This window comes from Hydrogenophaga sp. (assembly GCF_019264445.1).
Taxonomy (GTDB): domain Bacteria; phylum Pseudomonadota; class Gammaproteobacteria; order Burkholderiales; family Burkholderiaceae_C; genus Hydrogenophaga.
In genome coordinates, this window is record NZ_JAHVAB010000045.1 from 1 (window position 1) to 20,673 (window position 20,673).

The 20,673-nt window shown below is 65.7% G+C and carries 19 protein-coding genes and 1 pseudogene; 13 read left to right on the forward strand and 7 right to left on the reverse strand.

Annotated elements, in window-relative coordinates; genetic code table 11:
• Positions 1 to 254 (forward strand): annotated as a pseudogene (locus KXJ60_RS08155) (prop effector); the annotation flags it as partial.
• Here KXJ60_RS08155 and KXJ60_RS08160 read toward each other — a convergent pair.
• From KXJ60_RS08160 to KXJ60_RS08170, 3 genes are read right to left on the reverse strand one after another with little or no spacing between them, the layout of a single operon-like run.
• A complete protein-coding gene (locus KXJ60_RS08160; RefSeq protein ID WP_291126161.1) occupies positions 218 to 1,513 on the reverse strand; it encodes an FIST C-terminal domain-containing protein in 1,296 nt (431 codons plus the stop codon). The pseudogene KXJ60_RS08155 and the gene KXJ60_RS08160 overlap by 37 nt on opposite strands.
• 43 nt (positions 1,514 to 1,556) lie before the next feature.
• Entirely contained in the window at positions 1,557 to 2,600 is a 1,044-nt protein-coding gene (locus tag KXJ60_RS08165) for a PhaM family polyhydroxyalkanoate granule multifunctional regulatory protein (RefSeq protein ID WP_366018175.1), read from the reverse strand.
• 32 nt (positions 2,601 to 2,632) lie between these two features.
• Positions 2,633 to 3,463 carry an enoyl-CoA hydratase/isomerase family protein gene (locus KXJ60_RS08170; protein WP_291126198.1) on the reverse strand — a complete coding sequence of 277 codons (831 nt, stop codon included), beginning with the start codon at positions 3,461 to 3,463 and terminating at the stop codon, positions 2,633 to 2,635.
• Positions 3,464 to 3,578: 115 nt separating this feature from the next.
• On the opposite strand from KXJ60_RS08170, the gene KXJ60_RS08175 reads away from it, so the two are divergent.
• Both KXJ60_RS08175 and KXJ60_RS08180 read left to right on the forward strand, forming a co-directional pair.
• Complete coding sequence (locus KXJ60_RS08175; RefSeq protein ID WP_291126163.1) at positions 3,579 to 3,938, forward strand: TraR/DksA family transcriptional regulator; 360 nt, start codon at positions 3,579 to 3,581, stop codon at positions 3,936 to 3,938.
• Positions 3,939 to 3,963: 25 nt separating this feature from the next.
• The gene (locus KXJ60_RS08180) at positions 3,964 to 4,401 is read left to right on the forward strand and encodes a VOC family protein (protein ID WP_291126165.1); all 438 of its coding nucleotides are present in this window, start codon (positions 3,964 to 3,966) and stop codon (positions 4,399 to 4,401) included.
• A gap of 22 nt (positions 4,402 to 4,423) precedes the next feature.
• Here the strand turns inward: KXJ60_RS08180 and KXJ60_RS08185 are convergent, their stop codons facing one another.
• Positions 4,424 to 5,434 (reverse strand): fumarylacetoacetate hydrolase family protein, encoded by a 1,011-nt coding sequence (locus KXJ60_RS08185; RefSeq protein ID WP_291126168.1) that lies wholly within the window; start codon positions 5,432 to 5,434, stop codon positions 4,424 to 4,426.
• A gap of 223 nt (positions 5,435 to 5,657) precedes the next feature.
• On the opposite strand from KXJ60_RS08185, the gene KXJ60_RS08190 reads away from it, so the two are divergent.
• The 3 genes from KXJ60_RS08190 to KXJ60_RS08200 all read left to right on the forward strand — a co-directional run bounded on the left by KXJ60_RS08190 (position 5,658) and on the right by KXJ60_RS08200 (position 8,183).
• Complete coding sequence (locus KXJ60_RS08190) at positions 5,658 to 6,533, forward strand: IclR family transcriptional regulator (RefSeq protein ID WP_291126170.1); 876 nt, start codon at positions 5,658 to 5,660, stop codon at positions 6,531 to 6,533.
• Positions 6,530 to 7,747 carry a DUF3108 domain-containing protein gene (locus KXJ60_RS08195; protein WP_291126171.1) on the forward strand — a complete coding sequence of 406 codons (1,218 nt, stop codon included), beginning with the start codon at positions 6,530 to 6,532 and terminating at the stop codon, positions 7,745 to 7,747. The genes KXJ60_RS08190 and KXJ60_RS08195 overlap by 4 nt, the downstream gene beginning before the upstream one ends.
• A gap of 151 nt (positions 7,748 to 7,898) precedes the next feature.
• Positions 7,899 to 8,183, forward strand: coding sequence for a DUF3567 domain-containing protein (locus tag KXJ60_RS08200; RefSeq protein WP_291126173.1), 285 nt, complete (start codon positions 7,899 to 7,901; stop codon positions 8,181 to 8,183).
• 64 nt (positions 8,184 to 8,247) lie between these two features.
• Here the strand turns inward: KXJ60_RS08200 and KXJ60_RS08205 are convergent, their stop codons facing one another.
• Positions 8,248 to 9,240 (reverse strand): AbrB family transcriptional regulator, encoded by a 993-nt coding sequence (locus KXJ60_RS08205; protein ID WP_363318048.1) that lies wholly within the window; start codon positions 9,238 to 9,240, stop codon positions 8,248 to 8,250.
• A gap of 148 nt (positions 9,241 to 9,388) precedes the next feature.
• Here KXJ60_RS08205 and KXJ60_RS08210 point away from each other — a divergent pair, with 148 nt between their 5' ends.
• Entirely contained in the window at positions 9,389 to 10,192 is an 804-nt protein-coding gene (locus KXJ60_RS08210) for a ChaN family lipoprotein (protein ID WP_291126174.1), read from the forward strand.
• Between the two features lie 13 nt (positions 10,193 to 10,205).
• On the opposite strand, the gene KXJ60_RS08215 is transcribed toward KXJ60_RS08210, so the two are convergent.
• On the reverse strand, positions 10,206 to 11,546 hold the full coding sequence (locus KXJ60_RS08215; RefSeq protein ID WP_291126176.1) for an aspartate aminotransferase family protein: 1,341 nt from the start codon (positions 11,544 to 11,546) through the stop codon (positions 10,206 to 10,208).
• Positions 11,547 to 11,668: 122 nt separating this feature from the next.
• Here KXJ60_RS08215 and purU point away from each other — a divergent pair, with 122 nt between their 5' ends.
• The 3 genes from purU to KXJ60_RS08230 all read left to right on the forward strand — a co-directional run bounded on the left by purU (position 11,669) and on the right by KXJ60_RS08230 (position 14,057).
• Entirely contained in the window at positions 11,669 to 12,517 is an 849-nt protein-coding gene (gene purU, locus KXJ60_RS08220) for a formyltetrahydrofolate deformylase (protein ID WP_291126178.1), read from the forward strand.
• Between the two features lie 28 nt (positions 12,518 to 12,545).
• Positions 12,546 to 13,415 (forward strand): LysR substrate-binding domain-containing protein, encoded by an 870-nt coding sequence (locus KXJ60_RS08225; protein ID WP_291126180.1) that lies wholly within the window; start codon positions 12,546 to 12,548, stop codon positions 13,413 to 13,415.
• A 141-nt stretch (positions 13,416 to 13,556) separates the two neighbouring features.
• A complete protein-coding gene (locus KXJ60_RS08230) occupies positions 13,557 to 14,057 on the forward strand; it encodes a hypothetical protein (RefSeq protein ID WP_291126182.1) in 501 nt (166 codons plus the stop codon).
• A gap of 66 nt (positions 14,058 to 14,123) precedes the next feature.
• On the opposite strand, the gene KXJ60_RS08235 is transcribed toward KXJ60_RS08230, so the two are convergent.
• A complete protein-coding gene (locus KXJ60_RS08235; protein ID WP_291126184.1) occupies positions 14,124 to 14,546 on the reverse strand; it encodes an Hsp20/alpha crystallin family protein in 423 nt (140 codons plus the stop codon).
• A gap of 207 nt (positions 14,547 to 14,753) precedes the next feature.
• Here KXJ60_RS08235 and KXJ60_RS08240 point away from each other — a divergent pair, with 207 nt between their 5' ends.
• From KXJ60_RS08240 to KXJ60_RS08250, 3 genes are read left to right on the forward strand one after another with little or no spacing between them, the layout of a single operon-like run.
• Positions 14,754 to 16,256, forward strand: coding sequence for an FAD-linked oxidase C-terminal domain-containing protein (locus KXJ60_RS08240; protein ID WP_291126185.1), 1,503 nt, complete (start codon positions 14,754 to 14,756; stop codon positions 16,254 to 16,256).
• A gap of 51 nt (positions 16,257 to 16,307) precedes the next feature.
• Complete coding sequence (locus KXJ60_RS08245) at positions 16,308 to 20,174, forward strand: PAS domain S-box protein (protein WP_291126187.1); 3,867 nt, start codon at positions 16,308 to 16,310, stop codon at positions 20,172 to 20,174.
• Positions 20,171 to 20,656: a response regulator gene (locus tag KXJ60_RS08250; protein WP_291126189.1), complete on the forward strand. Its 486-nt coding sequence runs from the start codon at positions 20,171 to 20,173 to the stop codon at positions 20,654 to 20,656. Before KXJ60_RS08245 ends, KXJ60_RS08250 begins: the two co-directional genes overlap by 4 nt.
• The last annotated feature ends 17 nt before the right edge of the window (positions 20,657 to 20,673 follow it).

The following is a 20,673-nucleotide window of genomic DNA, read 5'->3' on the forward strand; positions in this document are numbered from 1 at the left end:
CGCTGGTGATGGGCCGCGACGAAACCGTCAACGCCATCACGGCCGAGGCGCTGGCCGAGGCCGCCAGCCGCGCCGCGCGCGACGAAGCGCTGCTGCGCGCCTTTGACGCCAGCGGAAAAACGGTGGAGGCGTTTGCCGACATGTACGGCATGCCCGTGCAGGAGGCCCGCCGAACACTGGACCGCGCACGCGCACGGCAGGACGGCGCTGCCCGCGATCAGGGCATGGTGAAAACCGTGAGCACGCCGGTGTAACCGTACAACTGGTGGTGAGCAATCTCGCCACCCGCAAAAAACCCCACCAGGGGCACGTCTCCCAGTGCACGGCGCACCGTCTGCAGCTCGGCACTCGGGCTGCCAAAGTGCAAGCCGCCACGCCCTGAGCAACTCACATAGATGGCACCGGCAATGCGTCGGGCGGGATGCGGGCGCGCGTCCACGTCGCTCGCCGCCAGCGATGCGGCCACCGACAGGCTCACCTCTTCGGGCTCCAGCTCCTCGCGCACCTCCGCGCACACACGCACGAGATCGGCACGCGCGGCCTGCACGTTGCGCTCACAGAACGTCAGGCGCGTGCCCACCGGCGCCATGTCGGCAATCGCCACGCCACGCCGCCCCGGGTCCAGCCCGATCAGGTGGCGAACCAGCACTTCGGCACCAAACTGGCCCCGCATGCGCGGCACTTGCAATGCGTCCTCACCGGCAGGTGCAGGCGACGAAAGCCCCACCAACGTGGCGCGCAAGCGCGGCATGGCGCGTTCGGGCTGCTCCAGTGAGATGTCACGCTCTCGCAGCAGCACGTCCAGCGCCGGTTCATCGTCGAGCATGAGCACCAGATTGCCATCGGAAGCCGTGACGATGCGCTCCCGATCCACGGGTTGTGCACCCTGCGTCACGCGCGAGACCAGGCCGACCCCGGCACCAAATGCCACTCCACTCAACCCACCATGGAACACCCCACTGGCAGCGCCCTGGCCACTGAGATGACCGGCACTGCCCATGGAGAACTGCACGCTCGGGCCACGGCTGAGCGCCAGGCCACCAAACACGTAGCCGCTGTGGGTGCGCTCGGCCATCTCGGCAATGAGCTCGGCCAGTTCGGGCGTGGCGCCATCGGCATGCACCAGCGCGGTGTGGGCCACAAAACCTTCAGCGCCGACGGCGCGGCCGCTGGCCGAGAGCGGCGCCACGCCGCTGAACACGCGGTATTGGTCGGGCGCCAGGTCGCAGAGCATCACACACAGTGCGGGCTCGTCGAAGTACTCCACGTTGTTGGCCGCCACACCCACACCCACGGTACCGGCCCAGTCGGTCACCTCGGGCAGCTCGGCGCTGAGGTGCTCCAGAATGGCTTGCGCTTCGTCGGCGTAGTGGTCGGTGATGTAGAGCAAGGCCAGCGACGGCGACGCAGCGAAGTCGGGCAGGGCCATTTGCGCGCGCAGCTGGGCGAGTACCAGAGCGGCGGCCATGCGCCATTGCGGATGGGTGGCGTGGGCGTAGGGAAATAGCTTCATGAGAAGGCCAGCCGCGCTCAGCGCGGCTGGCACCGTTGGAGTGTCAGCGGCGGCTGGTGCCTTTGCGAACCGGGGCTTTCTGGGTCGCTGCGGGTCGAGGCGCAGCTTTCCTGACCGCCTTCTTGGCGGCCTTCTTCGGCGCGGGCGAGCTGGACGCGGCGGGCGCTGGCGATGCAAAGCCCGGGAAGAAAGCCGCGGGCATCGTCCAGGCGCCGGGCGAGAAGGGCTGGTGCGGCTTGGCACGTGCGGCGGTTTTGGGCGCTGGCGAGCGAGCGGGCGCCTTCTTGGCGGGGGTGGCGCTGCGGCCACTCACCGCACGGGCGGCGGCGCGGCCCACGCCCGCTGCCGCGCCCACATTGCGCGCCACGGTCCCGCCCAGATTGCGCGCCGCCTTGCCGGCGATGCCGGTGGCGGTCTTCACCGCCTGATCGGTCAGGCCGGTGGCCACCTGGCGGGTCGTGTCCAGCGCGGTCTGCTTGGCCACGTCCTTCATCGCGTTGCTGGCAATCTGCTGAAACTGCTGTGAGAGTGCCCCCCACCACTGCACAGGATCCACCACACCACCCGCGGCGGGCGCAGGCGCGCCTGATTTCTTCGCCGCCGTTTTGCGCGGCGCAGCTTGCGCTGGCGCCGCCTCGGGCTCCGCAGGTGCGGACGCGCCGTATGTGCGCGGCGGAATTTCCAGGCCTGCAAACGCGGCAGGGGCGGGCGCTGGGGCGGCACCCGTGAAGCCGGCAAGCGTGTCCGCGGCCTTGATCTTGAGTGCGTTGGCGACGTCACCCATGCTGAAGTTCATGGTCTTGAGCGTGGACAAGGTCATCTTCTGCACTTCGAGCGCCTGAATGGTGGCTGCCAGCGCCTTCGAGTTCTGGTCGAGCCAGAAATGCACGGCCTTGAGTTCCTCGATGCGCTTTTCGAGGTCTTCCACGTTGAAAGTGGGCGCCACCCAGCTGCCCAGGTTGGGCAACTGGGGGATGTTCTGGCTGATGCCCTGCGCCACACCGCCGGCCGCCTGGCCCGCAAGGTTTTGCAGGAACTCGAAGCCGGGGACGAATTTGCCGAAACCGCTGCTGGGGGCGTCGCTCATGGAAGTCTCCTGTCGTGCCGTCGGGGCTGGTCTCAGCCGTCCACGCCGTAGCGGGGTGCGCGGCGCTCACGCAAGGATGCCACACCTTCGCGCACATCGGGGCCGGCAAAACCCATGAATTCCAGAGCGAGCGAGGTGTCAAAAGCCGGTCCGGCCTGACGCAGCCAGTTGTTGAGCGAGTACTTGGTCCAGCGGATCGCCGTCTGGCTGCCGCTGGCGAGGCGCTCGGCCACTTCGTAGGCCTTGTCGAGCAACGCCGCGTCGTCCACCGCGAGCGACACCAGCCCGATGCGCTCGGCCTCTTCCCCGCTGATGGGGTCACACAGCATGAGGTAGTACTTGGCTTTGGCCAGGCCGCACAACAAGGGCCAGACAATGGCCGCGTGATCGCCGGCGGCCACGCCCAAGCGGGTGTGCCCATCGACGATCTTGGTGCTCTTTGCAGCGATCGAGATGTCGGCCAGCAAGCCCGCCACCAGCCCGGCACCCACCGCCGGGCCATGCATCGCACTCACGATCGGTTTGTCGCAATTGATCACGTTGTAGACCAGGTCGCGCGCTTCTTTCCAGACGCGTGTGCGCACCTCGAAATCGGTGGCCATGTCCTGCACCAGCGCGAGGTCTCCACCACCAGAAAAGCCCATGCCGCTGCCACGCAGCACAGCGCATCGCACCGAGTCATCGCGCCCCACGTCGCGCCAGATCTCGCTCAGCTCCCAGTGGCCTTCGTGCCCTGCGGTGGGCAGCTTGCCATTGCCACCGGGGCCGTCGGCGCGCATCTGGATATCGAGCACCGAAGGCACACCGTCAACGCAGGGGCCGCGGCGGGTGATGGTGAGGGTCTGATAGCGGCTGTAGTCCACGGGGTTCATGTGGGTCTCCTTGTGCGTGTCGTGTCCGGGCATTTGATTGTGCTTGACATGCGTCAATACCCATGGCGGCGGCGGGTGCCATGCTTCGTTTCAAGGAGACCCAGCCATGAACCAGATCACCGCACAACTCTTCGAGGCGCAGCTGCACGACATGCGTGCCGAGTTGCTGGACCGCCTGCACATTCAACGCGGCGGCGTTCGCGGCCGCGCCGAAGCGGCCCACGAAGCCCGCGAGCACCTGGATGCCACGCACTTGCGGCCAGACGAAGGCTTCGACATGGAGGTTGCTCTCGAAGAGCACGAAGCCGCCGATCTGATGGCCATCGACAAGGCGCTGCAGCGCATGGAAGCAGGCCAATACGGTCACTGCATCGACTGCGCGCAGCGCATCGTGGATGCGCGCCTGCAAGCCCAGCCCACCGCGCTGCGTTGCCTGGACTGCCAGACCCGATTCGAGTCCGCCTGAGCGCCATGGCGCTATGCTCGGCGCCATGAACGCCGAAGCCCCCATTCAGACCCGAAGCCTCTTCCATTTTTCGTTCAACGTCACCGACCTGAACGTCGCGCGCCGTTTCTACGGTGGTGTGCTCGGCTGCACCGAAGGCCGCAGCACCGAGAGCTGGGTGGACTTCGATTTCTTCAGCCACCAGATCTCGCTGCACCTGGGCGAGCCCTGGAAGACGCAGCGCACAGGCCGCGTCGGCGATACCCTGGTGCCGATGCCGCACTTCGGCCTGGTGCTGCTGCGCCCGGACTGGCAGACCCTGGCCGACCGGCTCACCCAGGCCGGTGTGGATTTCATCCTGCCGCCTCAGCTGCGCTTTGAAGGGCAGCCAGGCGAGCAATGGACGATGTTCTTCTGCGACCCCTTTGGCAACCCGATCGAGGTCAAGGGGTTTGCCACGCTGGAACAGGTTTACGCCACCTGAAGCCTGGCGGGCCGGCGCGACATCAGGCCTGCAACGGCACGATCTTCTGGTCAATGGCGCCAAACACGCTTTGGCCGTCCTTGCCCTTCATCTCGATGCGGATGGTGTCACCGTATTTCATGTAGGCGGTGGAGGGCTGACCGTCCAGAATGGTTTCGATCGCGCGCTTCTCGGCAATGCAGCTGTAGCCCTTGGGCCAGTCTTTGCGGCCGTCGACTTCCACGCCTTTGTTGCTCACCGTGCCGCTGCCCACGATGGAGCCGGCGCGCACATTGCGTGTCTTGGTGATGTGGGCCACCAGCTGCCCGAAGTGAAAGGTCATCTCCGGACCGGCTTCGCACATGCCGACCTTGCGGCCGTTCCAGGTCGACTGCATGGTGAGGTGCACGCGACCGCCCTGCCACGCATCGCCCAACTCATCGGGCGTGACCGCCACCGGGCTGAACGCGGTGGCCGGCTTGCTCTGGAAAAAGCCAAAGCCCTTGGACAGTTCGGCCGGGATCAGGTTGCGCAGCGACACGTCGTTGGCCAGCATGAGCAGGCGAACGCTATCCAGCGCCTGCTCGGGCGTGGCGCACATGGGCACGTCTGCGGTGATCACGGCAATCTCTGCCTCGAAGTCGATGCCGAAGTCTTCACTGGCCACCACCACGTCGTCGCAAGGGCCAATGAAGTCGTCGCTGCCGCCCTGGTACATCAGGGGGTCGGTGTAGAACGAATGCGGCACTTCGCTGCTGCGCGCCGCGCGCACCAGTTCAACGTGGTTGATATAGGCCGAGCCATCCGCCCACTGGTACGCGCGCGGCAGCGGCGCCATGCACTGGGCCGGGTCGAAGGGAAACGCGTGGCGCGCCTTGCCCTGGTTCAGGGTGACATACAGGTCTTGCAACTGGGGGCTGATGAAGTTCCAGTCGTCCAGCGCCTGCTGCAGTTTGTGCGCGATGCCGGTCGCATAATGCGCCGTGCTCAGGTCGCGGGAAACCACCACCAGTTGTCCGTCGCGCGAGCCGTCTTTGTAAGTGGCGAGTTTCATGCAAGTCTCCTGCTGCCAAATGGGTGAGAAGAGAGGAGCCAAGTCCCCTCGGGCGGGTGGGTGGCACTCTCGATGGAGGCGCCGTCATTACGGATAGTGAAATCGATTCACCTATCCGTAAGGCCGGAATTCTAGTCGATCCTCCCGCACCCTGCACAACAAGTCCATGTGCTGCGGAACCTGAAGCCCGCTGCTTCGTCCAATTTCAGTGACCATTCTTCCCATGTCCATTTCCAAACGCCCCGCCCTCGACGCCGAATCCCCTGACGACGCGGAACCGTTGCGCGCGGGCATCCAGTCGGTGGAAGTCGGCTTCGAGTTGCTGGACGCCCTGTCGCAAGCGCCGGGAGCGCTGATGTTGCGCGACCTTGCCGCCGCTGCCGGCATGAGCGCGGCCAAGGCGCACCGCTATCTCGTGAGCTTTCAGCGCATGGGCCTGGTGGTGCAGGATCCGGTCAGCACCCGCTACGACCTGGGGCCTGCTGCGCTGCGCATCGGTCTGGCCAGTCTCTCGCGCATCGATGCGGTGAAGCTCGCCCGCGAGCGCATCGACCAGCTGCTGCTGGAAACCGGCCACACGCTGGCCATCGCCGTCTGGGGCAACCAGGGCCCCACGATGGTCCACTGGACCGAGGCGCCCCAGACCGTGCCCGTCACCTTGCGCCTGGGCGATGTGATGCCGCTGCTGACGTCGGCCACTGGCCGTTGCTTTGCCGCCTTCATGGGCACCGAGGGGCGTGACGCCCAGCGCATCGCCCCCATGGTGCGAGACGAGCTCGCCCGCCTGAAGAAGCTGCCACGCAACGGCGACGTGTCCCAGGCGGACGTGCCGCAGTCGCCGCAGGACGTGCAGGCTCTGCTGGAAGACACCCGCCGCCGAGGCCTGGCCCGCGTGGTGCACAGCCTGCTGCCCGGCGTCGGCGGTTTCTGCGCGCCCGTGTTCGACGCCCAGGGGCGACTCGCGCTGGGCCTGGTGGTGCTGGGATCGGTCGCCACGCTGGACACCGACTGGCAAGGCGAACCCGCTACGGCCCTGCTGCGCTGTGCCCGTCAACTCAGTGCCGACCTGGGGCACCGCCCCAGCCCCCCCACGCCGTGAAACGCCTTCCCCACGCGCCCTCTGCAGCGCCGCGCTGGCCCATCCTGGGTGCTTTGGTGGCCGTGGTGCTGGGCGCACACCTCGTGCTGCTGGCCGGCGGCTTCACGCTGAACCTGCCCGGGCTGCGCCACGGTGACTCCAACCCCGCGATCGAGGCCGTCGGCGCGGTGGGACCGACGCCTGCGGCGCACGCCGGCGCGACGCCCGCCCCAGGCATTTCTGCGGTGCGGGTGAGTTCGGTGCGCTGGATTGCGCCAGCGCCTGCCTCACAAGCGCCGGCACCCACGCTCTTGCCGCCAGCCCCCCCGGCGGCTCCGGCCCCGCGTGCAAAGATCCAGCCCCTGCCACCCGCCGTCCTGGTGCCCACCGTGGCCGTGGTCGCGCCGCCGCCCGTTCAAGACGTGGCACCGGCCCACGAGACTGCGCCGCAAGAGCCCGCCTCACCACCCGAAGTCGCCATCGAACCCGCCACCGAATCCACCGTAGCCGACGTCGCCACCACAGAGACCGACGACACGCTGCTCGCCGCAGCGACCCCGGGCAAGCCACGCACCAGCGCCCCGACCAGCCAGCTGCCACCCGCCCAACTGCCCGCCAGCACCCGCTTGCTGTACGACGTGACCGGCCAGGTCAAGGGCATTGGCTACCGAGCCGAAGGCACCCTGAACTGGACCATGGCCGATGGGCGCTACGACGCGCGCATGGAAATGCGGGTGCCGCTGCTGGGCAGCCGATCGCAAACCAGCGTCGGGCGCGTGGGGCCCGGCGGCCTCATGCCCGAGCGCTTTGCCGACAAGAGCCGCAGCGAAAAGGCGGCGCACTTCGAGACGGAGAAACAGCGCATCACCTTCAGCAACAACGCGCCGGAGGCGCCCCTGCAGCCCGGCGCGCAGGACCGCCTCAGCCTGTTTCTGCAGCTCGCCGGCCTGCTCCAAGCGCGCCCACAGGCCTACACCACGGGCCAGACCGTCGACATGCAGGTGGCGGGCACCGGTGACGCACCTCTCTGGCGGTTTGAGGTGGGGGCGGAATCCACACTCTCGCTGCCCGCGGGCGAGTTCAAGGTGCGCCGCCTGGTTCGCCTGCCCCGCAAGGAATTCGACAGCACGGTGGAGATGTGGCTGGCCCCCAGCCTGGGGCATTTGCCGGTGCGCCTGCGGGTGACCCAGTCCAGCGGCGACGTCGCCGATCAGCAGCTGCGCCAGATGCCCTGAGGCGGGCACCCCATTTGTGCCCAAAAACACACGCATCTTGAAGCGCGAGGGAACGTCTCCACGTAAAGCTCACTCCGACCTCCATTGCGGCGCAGATTTGCCGATATAAGGTGGTCAGGAACGCAGGTTTTTCTATATAAGGATTTCAGTCATGCACATGCTTTACGACTCGGATGCCTTCGCTGTGGTCCACATTCTGGCCAACGCACCCGCCGACAACGACACCGAGGTCGCCGACGGCCCGCAGATGCCTCGCCACGGCTTCGAGATCGTCGACAAGCGCTCCGGCAAAGAGGTGTACCTCGATGGTTCCTGGGCAGAAATGTTCCAGCTCCAGATCACCGCCTGGCAACAAAGCACGCCTTCGCAGGAAGAGGTGGAAGACACGCTGGAGGGCTACGCCACGCTCGCCCAGATGCCTGTCGTCATGCACTGAAGGCGCCGGGCGCTGCCTGCGCGCAGGCGTTGCCAAAAGGGCCGCTGGTGACAGCGGCCCTTTTTCATGGCCGGGCGTAACGCCAGCGGTACACCGGCTCGGCCAGCACCAGCACCGCCACGAGGCGACACACCTGGAACGCCGTGACCACCGGCACCCCCAGCTGCAGCACCTTGGCGGTGATGGCCATTTCGGCAATCCCACCCGGCGCCGTGCCCAGCAACAGCGTGACCGGGTGCAGATGCGTCAAACGGGCCAGCAGCCAGCCAAAGCCCGCGCACAGCCCCATCATCACGAAGCTGGCCAGTGCAACGCTGGCCAGCCAGCGCGGCGCGGTGTGCACAAAGGCGGGCGTGAACCGCACCCCAAGGCTCACACCGATCACCAGCTGCGCGGCGTTGGACAAGGCGGTCGGGATCGCCGAAAAAGTGAATCCACAGAGCGTCACGGCCATGGTGACCACCAGCGCCCCCATGAACCATGGGTTGGCGCGCCCCAGGCGCTGCATGACCAGCGCCCCCAGCAGCGTGATACCGCTGAGCGCCAGCAGCCCCCATGGCTGCACATCCCGCACGCCTGCGGCAAGCTTGTCGAGCCCGCTCACGCCCGCAAACTGCAGGGCAAAGGGAATCGTGACGGTGACCAGCAACACCCGCAGGCTGTGTGCCGCGGCCACCAGATCCGTGCGGGCACCCTGGCGCTCGGCGATCAGCGTCATCTCGGAGGCCCCGCCGATCGCGCCCGCAAAGTAAGTGGTGCTGCGCAATGCCGACGGCGACAGCGCGGCCAGATGACCTGCGTGCACATGGCGCAACCAGGCGCCAAACCCCAGGCCCAGCGCCAACGCCCAGGCAATGCCCATGACGATCGCCCACCACAGGCTCGCCACCAGCGCGCCCACCGCCGGCGTGAAATACAGCCCCAGCGCCGTGCCAATCACCCACTGCCCCGCGTTGCGCAGCGGCGTCCAGCTCTCGGTGGGCGCCCCCAGCACCGACACCAGTGCCGTTGCCACGAGCGGCCCGATCATCCAGGGAATGGGGGTACGAAGTGCCACACAGAGTTCTGCGGCGCCCAGGGCCAGCAGCAACGTCAGGGCAACACGCGACCAGGATGCGGGCCGCCAGGAGGGCAGAGAGAACACGCGGTAACGGGGTAAAAATGCGCACGATGCGCGCGCTGATGAGTGCGCTTAGTATCCACGCATGACCTGTCGCCCTGCTGTCGCCCTTCTGCTCGGCACATGCCTGCTGGCGGCCTGCGCGCACCGCCCTGCGCCGGACGTGGAGCAGCTGCTCGGCCGCGTGCTGCCCACACCGCTGCTCCTGCTGGGCGAACAGCACGACGCCGCCGCGCACCAGGCCCTGCAGCGCGATGTGGTGCTGACGCTGGCCTCCCGAGCGCAGCTCGGTGCCCTGGTGATGGAGATGGCCGAGCAGGGGCGCAGCACGCAAGGCTTGCCGCCCGAGGCAGACGAAACCCGCGTGCGCGAGGCACTGAACTGGACCGATGACGGCGGCTGGCCATGGCCGGTCTACGGCCCCGTGGTGATGGCCGCGGTGCGCAGCGGCGCACCGGTGCTGGGGGGCAACTTGCCGCGTGCTCAGATGCGGAGCGCCATGGGCAACGCGTCGCTGGACCAACTGGTGAGGGAGGACGTGCTGCAGCGGCAGCGCACCGGCATTCAGGAAGGCCACTGCGACTTGCTGCCGCCAGGCCAGATCGCCCCCATGACGCGCATCCAGCTCGCGCGCGACCAGGCCATGGCGCAAACGGCCGTGCAGGCAGTCATTCCAGGCAAGACGGTGGTGCTGGTGGCAGGCAACGGCCACGTGAGAAAGGATCTCGGCGTGCCCCTGTACCTGCCCGCGAGCCTGCCCTACCGCGTGGTGATGGCGCAGGCAGGCCCGGCGAAAGACAGCGCCCTGCCCTCGGACGCCGTGTGGAACACGCCCGCCCTGCCCGCGCACGACCACTGCGCCGAGCTCCGGCAGCAGATGAAGCGCTGAACGCGCGAGGTTTTCAGGCCAGCCGCTTGATCGCGTCGGCCAGCGTGCCGACCATCGTCTCGATCTGTGCGCGGTCGACGATGAACGGGGGCGCAAACACCAGGTTGTCACCCGCATTGCGCACCAGCACGCCCCGGTGGTAGCAGTCCATGAAGGCATCGAACGCGCGCTTGCCCGGCATGCCCGGCAACGGCGCGAGTTCGACAGCGGCGGCCAGGCCCAGGCTGCGAATGCCGATCACATGCGGCAACCCCTTGAGCGCGCTGTGCATGGCGTCCCCCAGCACCGGGCCCATTTCGCCCGCGCGGGCAAACAGGTTCTCCTCGCGGAACAGGTCCAGCGTGGCGATGGCTGCCGCACAGGCCACGGGGTGGCCTGAATAGGTATAGCCGTGGAAAAACTCGATCGCGTGCTCCGGCGCACTCGCGTGCGCGCCCATCATCGCGTGGTAGATGCGGTCGGTACAGACCACACCGCCCAGCGGGAACACGCCGTTGGTCACGGCTTTGGCGAAGTTCAGCATGTCGGGCTGCACGCCGTAGTAGTCGGCCGCGAAGGCGGTGCCCAGGCGCCCGAAGCCGGTGATGACCTCGTCAAAGATCAACAGGATGCCGTGCTTGTCGCAGATCTCGCGCAGGCGCTTGAGGTAGCCCTGCGGCGGCACGTACCAGCCCGCGCTGCCCGCCACGGGCTCCACGATCACCGCGGCCACGTTGCTCGGGTCGTGCAAGGGCAGGATGCGGTTTTCCAGCTCGAGCAGCAGGTCTTCGTCCCAGACGGGCTCGGTGTTGTGGATGTAGGCGTGTTTCACCGGGTCGTGAATGAACCGCAGGTGGTCCACGCGCGGCAGGAGGCTGGTGCCGTACACCTTGCGGTTGGCAGGGATGCCGCCCACGCTCATGCCCCCGAAACCCACGCCGTGGTAACCGCGCTCGCGGCCGATGAACACATTGCGATGCCCTTCACCGCGCGCGCGGTGGTAGGCCAGGGCCACCTTCATGGAGGTGTCCGCCGCCTCGCTGCCGGAGTTGCAGAAAAGCACCTTATTCAGGTCGCCAGGCGCCATGGCCGCGATCATCTCGGCGGCGCGAAAGGCCTTGTCGTTGCTGACGCTGAAGGCGGTGCTGTAGTCCAGCGTGTCCAGCTGCTGCTTGATGGCTTCGTTGATCGGCTTGCGGTTGTGCCCCGCACCCACGCACCACAGGCTGGAGATGCCGTCGATCACCTGGCGCCCGTCGTGCGTGGTGAAGTACATGCCATCGGCCGCCACGAACACCCTCGGGTCTTTCTGGAAGGCACGGTTGGGGGTGAAGGGCAACCACTGGTTGTCCATGCGCAGATCGTTGTAGGCCATGTGGGCGTCTCCAGCAGCGTCAGAAAGGAAGCGGCATTTTGTCACCCGCAGCAGGCTCCGGGGGCTCCATTGCCCTCGCGGCGACCGGGCCCACCGGGCGTTGCTGCGACAATTCGCACGCCATGAATCACACCTACGTTCTCACCCTGTCGTGCCCGGACCGCCCGGGCATCGTGCACGCCGTCTCCGGTTTTTTGCTGGAGCATGGCGGCAACATTGAAGAAGCCGCGCAGTACAACGACCACGCCACCGGGCTCTTCTTCATGCGGGTGCAGTTTGCCTGTGCCCAGCTCACACACGACGACTTGCGCCTGCACCTCAAGCTGTTCGCGGAACCGTTTTCCATGCAGTGGAGCCTGCACCCGCTGGCCGAGCCCGTGCGCACCGTGATCTTCGTGAGCAAGGAAGGCCACTGCCTCAACGACCTGTTGTTCCGCTGGAAAAGCGGCCTGCTGCCGCTGGACATTCGCGCCATCATCAGCAACCACCGCGACTTCTACCAGCTCGCCGCCAGCTACAACGTGCCCTTTCACCACATTCCGGTGACCGCCGCCACCAAGCCACAGGCCGAAGCACGGCAACTGGAAATCATCCAGAGCGAGGGGGCGGAACTCGTGGTGCTGGCGCGCTACATGCAGGTGCTCAGCGACCACCTGTGCCGCGAGCTTTCGGGCAAGGCCATCAACATCCACCACAGCTTCCTGCCCAGCTTCAAGGGCGCCAAGCCGTACTACCAGGCGCACGACCGCGGCGTGAAGCTGATCGGCGCCACCGCCCACTACGTGACGGCAGACCTGGACGAGGGCCCGATCATCGAGCAGGACGTGGCCCGCGTGGACCACACCGACGCCGTGGAAGATCTCACCGCACGCGGCCGCGACACCGAAAGCCAGGTGCTCGCACGGGCCGTGAAGTGGCACAGCGAACACCGCGTGCTGCTCAACGGCCACAAGACCGTGGTGTTCAAGTGAGCGCGTTGCCGCAGGACGTGAGGCTTCCATGAGCATCCGCATCCCCCCGATCCAGTGCCTGCTGACCTTCGAGGCGCTGGCGCGGCTGCGCAGCGTCACGCAGACCGGGGAGGAGCTCAACGTCACGCCAAGCGCCGTGAGCCACCGCGTGCGGCAACTCGAACAGATCCTGGGCACCAAGCTGTTTGGCCGGGCCGACTTTTCGCTCACCACCGAGGGCAGCGAGTACCTCGCCCACGTGCGCGAGGGTCTGGGCATCCTGCAGCGATTCCCGAGCCACAACGCGGCGCCCGGGCGGCGCAAGCTGCGGCTGGCGGTCACTCCCACGTTTGCGCGGTCCATCCTTCTGCCCAAGCTCAAGCAGTTCAGCGACGCATACCCCGAAATCGACCTCACGCTGCAAGTCACCATTCCGCTGCTGGACGTGGTGGCCGAAGACGCCGATCTCATGGTGCGCTTTGGCACCGGCCGCTATGCCGACGTCGAACACGTGTGCCTGGCCAAGGACGAGGTGTCGCCCATGGCGTCGCCCGCTTTTTCGCGCGAGCACGGGCCCTTTGAAGCCGCTCTGGACCTGGAGGGTGTGCCTCTGCTGCGCAGCCCGCTGGAGCCGTGGCGCACCTGGTTCGCCGCACACGACCTGGACTGGCCGGAGCCCACCGAAGGCTCGCAGTTCAACGACATTGGCTTGATGTGCGACGCCGCTGCGGCCGGCATGGGCGTGGGCCTGCTGCGCTACAAACTGGCCGCACCCTGGCTGGAGAGCGGCGCACTGGTACCGCTGTACCCGCGCCGCGTGCCCAGTCCGCATGCGCACTACCTGTGCTGGCGCAGCGGCACGATGGAACGCTGGGAATGCGCGGCCTTCGCGCGCTGGCTCCAGCAGGCGATGGGCTGAGGAACCTCACCCGGGAAAACGTGACAAGCCACAAGTAACGCTGCTGTTACATTCCCCGCACTACACAAAGAGGGGGATGGAATGTTTCAGCGATTGGTGATCGTCGCGAGCTGTGTGGCCGCGACAGGGTGTGCGTCCGTGATGAACGAGACCACCCACCCGATGAAGGTCGAAACCCGAACGGAAGCCGGCCAGGTGGTCACCGGCGCCGAATGCGCCCTCTCCAACGAGCGAGGAAACTCGTCCGTCCGATCGGGTGACATCACACAGGTGCGCCGTTCCAGCACCGACCTGGACATGGTCTGCAAACACCCCGGATACCGGGACGCCATCGCGCGGGCCATCTCCCGCGCCAACGCGGGCATGTTCGGCAACATCATCATTGGCGGCGGCATCGGCGCCATCATCGATCACAACAAGGGCACGGCGTACACGTACCCCACCTGGGTTCAACTCGTGTTCGGACAGACACTGGTGTTCGACCGCAGCGACGAAAAAGAAGGTCAACCCACGCCCGGCTCCAACAACGGGGAGCCCACGAAGGCCACCACCAGCCCAGCGAAAGAAGCCCCCGTCCAACCGAAGCCAGCGGGCAGCGTGACCATGGACGATCTGAACGGCCTGCTGCCCCCTGCTCGCTGAACGCCCGGCGTTCAGACACCCTGGCGCCCAACCCATGCCCGGGGGCTCAACCCCACGGACAAGTGCTCACTCGATCGTGAGCCGCTGGGCGGCGCCGGCCGTCTTCTTGGGCAGCGTGAGGTGCAACACACCGTTTTCGTACCGCGCCCTTGACGCGTTGTTGTCGATGTCCACAGGCAGCTGGAAGCTGCGCGACACCGCACCGTAATAGCGTTCGCTGCGCAGCAACTTGGCTCCTTCGGTCTGGCTGTCCTGCTGCTTGATTTCCGCGCGCAGCGTCACCACCTTCCCGTCCACGTTCACCTGAATATCGTCCTTGGCCACACCGGGCACTTCTGCGTGCAGGGTGTAAGCCTCGGGCGTCTCTTTCACATCCACGCGGATCTGCGCGGGTAGCGCGTCGCCGTGCAGGGGTTTGACGTAAAAGGCGGGCGCGACGTCATGGAAGAACTCGTCGAGAAAACCGCGGCGGGCAGTCAGGCTGTTCATGGCAACACACTCCTTGAAGGATGGAAAAACCAAGGCGCACCGTGCGCCCTGCGATGCACAGAACATGATGTCCGGCAGGCGCGATTTCAAGGGTCCTTTTGTCGCGATCCGCCGATCCGCTCACACACCTGTGCAACTTTCTTCAATACGCCACAGGAGGTTTGGCCTAGACTGCCTTGGTCGTCTTTGTGACCTGCCAGGCCCGCCATGAACGCCCCCATTTCCCCCAGCGAAGCCACCCCGATCCTGCGCGCAGAACAACAGGCCAAAGTGGTCAACGCCTTGAAGGCGGTGGTGCCTGGGCACGCCCTGTTGTGGCAGGCCGAGGACACCGTGCCATACGAGTGCGACGGGCTGACTGCCTACCGCGAACGCCCCCTGGTGGTGGTGCTGCCCGAAACCGAAGCACAAGTGGCGGCGGTCCTCAAGGCCTGCCATGCGCTGCAAGTGCCGGTGGTGGCGCGCGGCGCCGGCACCGGGCTCTCCGGCGGCGCGATGCCACACGCCTGGGGCGTCACGCTCTCGCTGGCCAAGTTCAACCGCATCGTGCGCATCGATGCGCGCTCGCGCACGGCAGTGGTGCAGGCGGGCGTGCGCAACCTGGCGATCTCGGAGGCTGCCGCACCACACGGCCTGTACTACGCGCCCGACCCGAGCAGCCAGATCGCCTGCACGATTGGCGGCAATGTGGCGGAAAACTCAGGCGGCGTGCACTGCCTCAAATACGGACTGACGCTGCACAACGTCCTGGCCGTGCGCGGCTTCACCGTAGAAGGCGAACCCGTGCGCTTTGGCGGCGAGGCGCTCGACGCCTCCGGGCTGGACCTGCTGCCGCTGGTCATTGGCAGTGAAGGCATGCTCGCCGTCACCACCGAAGTCACGGTCAAGCTCGTGCCCAAGCCCCTGCTGGCGCGCTGCATCATGGCCAGCTTCGACGACATCCGCAAAGCGGGGGACGCCGTGGCGTCGGTCATTGCCGCCGGCATCATTCCCGCCGGGCTGGAGATGATGGACAAGCCCATGACCGCCGCTGTGGAAGATTTCGTGAAGGCCGGCTACGACCTCAACGCTGAAGCCATTCTGCTGTGCGAAAGCGATGGCACACCCGAAGAAGTAGCCGAGGAAATCGGCCGCATGAGCGAGGTGCTGCGGGGTTGCGGAGCGACCGCCATTGCGGTCAGCCGTGACGAGGCCGAACGCCTGCGCTTCTGGAGTGGGCGCAAGAACGCCTTCCCCGCCAGCGGGCGCATCAGCCCGGACTACATGTGCATGGACTCGACCATTCCCAGAAAGCGCCTGGCCGACATCCTGCTGGCCATCGCCGAGATGGAAAAGAAATACGGTCTTCGCTGTGCCAACGTTTTCCACGCCGGCGACGGCAACCTGCACCCGCTGATTCTTTTCGATGCCAACGACGCCGACCAGCTGCACCGCTGCGAGCTGTTTGGCGCCGACATTCTGGAAACCAGCGTCGCCATGGGAGGCACGGTGACGGGTGAGCATGGCGTGGGCGTGGAGAAGCTCAACAGCATGTGCGTGCAGTTCTCCCCCGAAGAAAATGCACAAATGTTCAGCGTCAAAAATGCCTTTGATACCAATGGGCTACTGAACCCAGGCAAGGTGATACCCACCCTGCAACGGTGCGCTGAGTACGGGCGCATGCTGGTGCGCGCAGGCCGCCTGACGCACCCCGACCTGCCTCGCTTCTAGCTGTCAAATTTCACACTTAAGAAATAGTGCTGTCGGGTACAGTTGTGCCGAATGAGCACGATTTTCCCGCCGCAAGACGACCGTCTTGACGACCACAGGCCCGATCGCTCGGCTGTGGAGCGCGAGCGTGCATTGCTGCTGGAGCTCGAAGCCCTGCGCGCCGAGAACGAACATCTGCGCCAAAGCTACGCGCAGCAGCTCGGTGGGCGCGCTGCCATCCACGACGGCCACGGGGCGAGGGCCCAGGCCCACCTGCCGCTGGCACTCGAAGCCGCACTCGAATCTGTCTCGTCGGACCTGTCCCCCGAACAGGCCCGCCTGGAGTACGAAGCGCTGTTCTCCGCGCTGGCCAGTGTGTTTCCTATTGGCGTCTTCCGCACCGACCATGCGGGCGTGCTCACCCATGTGGATGAGCAGCTGCAAACCATCTTTGCCCTGAAGAAGCAGGACTTCCCCAACTTCGGCTGGCTCAGCCGCGTGCATCCGGATGACCTGGAGCGAGTGCAGAAACACTGGTTTCACGCCGTCACCCACGGAGAATCGCTGAGTGTCGAGTTCCGCCTGGTGCGACCGGGCGACGACATCGCCCATGTGCTGGTCCGGAACGCCCCGCTGAGGGACGCCAGCGGAGCCATCGTCAGCCAGCTGGGTTTCTTGCAGGACATCACGCCCATGCGTGCGCTGGAAGCCGATGCGCGGATCAAGGACGAGCTCAACCGACAGATCATCGCCAGCAGCCCCGATTGCACCAAGGTGCTCGACCTGCAGGGACGCGTGGTGCAGATGACGGCACAGGGCTGCCGCCTAGTCGAGGTGGACGACTTCGAGCAGGTCCGCAACAGCGACTGGACCAACTGGTGGCCTGACGATGGCGCATTGCTGTCGCGAGAGGCCCTGGAAAGCGCGCGGAAAGGGAAAAGCGCCCGCTTCGTGGCCTTTGGCCCCACGTTCAAGGGTTCGGACCGGTGGTGGGACACGATGGTCACGCCGATCTGCGATGCCCGCGGTCACCCTGTGATGGTGATGGCGGTGTCGCGCGACATCACCGCCCTGCACCACCAGCAGGAGGAAATCCAGCGATTCAACACAGAGCTGGAGGAACGCGTCAGGCAGCGGACCGATGAGCTCGCCGAGGCCAAGGAGCGCATCCATCAGGCGTTGCGTGATGCACAGGCGCTCTACAACCAGGCGCCTTGCGGCTACCATTCGGTGAACGCAGATGGCGTCTTTGTGTTGATCAACCAGACGGCTCTCGACTGGCTGGGTTACGAACGCAGCGACGTGGTGGGCAAATTGCGCTTTCACGACATCGTGCAGCCGGAGCACGTGGAACGGGTCAAGGAGCGGCTGGCCCGCATGACGCGTGGTGAAAAAATCGAGGCCGCGGAGTTCACCGTCCGGCGGCGAGACGGCAGCACCTTCCTGGCCTTGCTCAGCAGCACCGCCGTGCTGGACGAACAGGGCAACTTTGTCCGAACCAACAACACACTCGTCGACATCACCGAGCGGAAGGCCGCGGAGACCGCACTGGCGGCGCAGGGCAGTTTTCTGCAAGCGGTCACCAACAGCGTGCCCGTGCAACTGGCCTTCTTTGATCGGGACCTGGTCTGCCGCTTTGCCAATGCGAGTTACGCGCGCTGGGTCAATGGAAACACGGCAGATCTGGTGGGCATGCGCCTGAGCGATATCGTGGCGCCGCAGCACTTCGACTCCAATCGCCAGCGACTTGAGGCCGCGCTCTCAGGGGAAATACAGCGATTCGAAGGCGAGCGCACGTTCCCGGATGGCCACCACTTTTATGCCGGCGTCGAGTACACACCGTACTGGCACGATGGCCAGGTGCAAGGCATCATCATTCAGATGGTGGACCTCTCGCAGCGCAAAGCATCCGAAGACTCGGTTCGTCATGCGAACAGCCAGCTCAACAGCGCGCTCAAGCAATCGCAAGACCTCTACAACAACGCCCCCTGCGGCTACCACTCGCTCGACATCCATGGCATCTACGTGTCCATCAACGACACCGAGCTCGAATGGCTGGGATACAGCCGCGACGAAGTGGTGGGCAAGATGGCATTCCGCGACTTCATGGCATCGCGGCAGCTGGAGCAGCTCCAGAGCCGGATGCAGAAGATCCTGAAGGACGATGCGCTGGAAGCGGTTGAGTATGAAATGCGGCGCCGCGACGGAAGCACCTTCTTCGTGCTCCTGTCGTCATCGGCGGTTCGCGACGAAGCAGGACAGTTTCTGCGAAGCAACACCACGGTCGTTGACATCACCCGGCGCAAGGCCGCCGAGCAGGCGCTGCGCAACAACCAGCGCTTCCTCCAGACCATCACCGATCACGTCCCGGGATTGATCGCCCACCTGGACGCCGGGCTGCACTTTCGCTTCGCCAACGCCGAGCACATGCGCGTGTATGGGCTGGACCCGCAATACATCATCGGCCGCCACATCGGGGAGTGCGTCAGAGCCGACGTCTGGAGCCACATCGAGCCGCGCATGCACGCTGCGCTGAACGGACAGCCGCAGCACTTCGAAACCTGGCGACCCACCATCGATGGCCATCAGATCTTCGTGAGCGCCAGCTACCTTCCCGACATCAACGAAGAGGGGGTCGTGCAAGGCCTCTTTGTGCAGATCATCGACATCACCGAGCGCAAGCGTGTGGAAGAGCGCGTGGTCCATCTCAACGAAGAGCTGGAACAGCGCATCAAGGAGCGCTCACTGGAGTTGCTGGAGAGTGAGCAGCGGTTCCGCCTCATGGTCGACAACCTTCGCGACTACTGCATCTTCTTCATGGATGCCGAGGGCACCATCACCGACTGGACCGACAGCGCACAGCGCATGGACGGCTACTCTCCGACCCAGATGGTGGGCAAGCACTACGGTGTACTTTTTGATCCGATCAACCCCGAGCATGGCAAGGTCGGTGCGATGCAGATGTTGCGGCTGGCCGCTTCGCGCGGTCAGCACGAACTGCACAACTGGCACAGCCGCAAGGACGGCTCGCAGTACTGGTCTCACTCCGTTCTGATCGCCTTGCGCGACGACAGCGGCGAGCTCAAGGGGTTTGCCAAGATCAACCGCGACATGACCGACGCCAAACGGCTTGACGACTTGATGCGCAACATCAACGACGAGCTGGAGAACCGCGTCGTGGAGCGCACCGAGCAGCTGCTGGCCGCCAACAAGGACCTGGAGTCGTTCTCGTACTCCGTGTCGCACGACCTGCGCTCACCCCTGCGCCACATCTCAAGCTTTGTCAGCCTGCTCGAAGAACATCTGGGCGGCAATTGCGACGAGGTGAGCGCCCGCTACCTGAGCACCATCGGGAATTCCGCCCGTCACATGAGCCAGCTGATCGATGGCCTGCTCGCTTTCTCCCGACTCGGACGCTCTGCGGTGAACCTGACGGCCGTGGACTTCACCTTGCTGGTGGATGCGGTGGTGGGCCAGATCGGGCACGACACCGAGGGCCGGGTGGTGGACTGGGTGGTGGCGCCCGACCTGCCCGTGGTCCAGGGCGACGCCCTGCTGCTGCGCGAAGTCTGGGCCAACCTGTTGGGCAATGCCTACAAGTACACGCGGCCCAGAGAAAGGACGCGCATTGAAGTGGGCTGGAGCGTTGACCCAGTTGTCGGCTATACGTTCTTTGTTCGTGACAATGGCGTGGGTTTTGACACAAAATACGCGCAGAAGCTGTTTGGCGTCTTCCAACGCTTGCACCGCGCGTCGGAGTTTGAGGGAACGGGGATCGGCCTGGCCCTCACGCGGCGCATCATTGAGCGACACGGGGGCACCATCTGGGCTGAAAGTCAGCTCGGTGAGGGCAGCGTGTTTTATTTTTCGCTACCTTTTGAAGGCGCCCACGGGCTTGAGTCCCCCACCGACTCCATGCCAGCCGCCCTGGAACCATGAGCAAAAACGCCGACGCCATTCTCCTCGTTGAAGACAATCCAGACGATGCAGAGCTGACCAAGCTCGCGCTGGCGCGTCATGGCCTGGATGGACGCGTCACACATGTGTCCGACGGCATGCAGGCCCTCGACTATCTCCACCGCCGCAACGGTTTCACGAACCGCTCAGGCAGCAACCCGATGCTGGTGCTGCTGGACCTCAAGATGCCGCTGCTGAACGGCATTGGCGTCCTCAAGGAAATCAAGGGCTCCGAGAACCTCAACCACATCCCTGTGGTGGTGCTGACCTCCTCGACGGAGCCGAGCGACCTGCTGCGCGCGTACGACGCCGGCACCAATGCCTACATTGCCAAGCCCACCGAGTTTTCGCAGTTCCTCAGTGCCATGAAGCATGTCTGCGAGTTCTGGATCAACATCAACCAGACTGCGCCGCAGCTGCCCAGCGCGGGTGTGCGAACCACGGGCTTCGGCGACCTGATGTAAGCGCCGGGGCGGCAAGC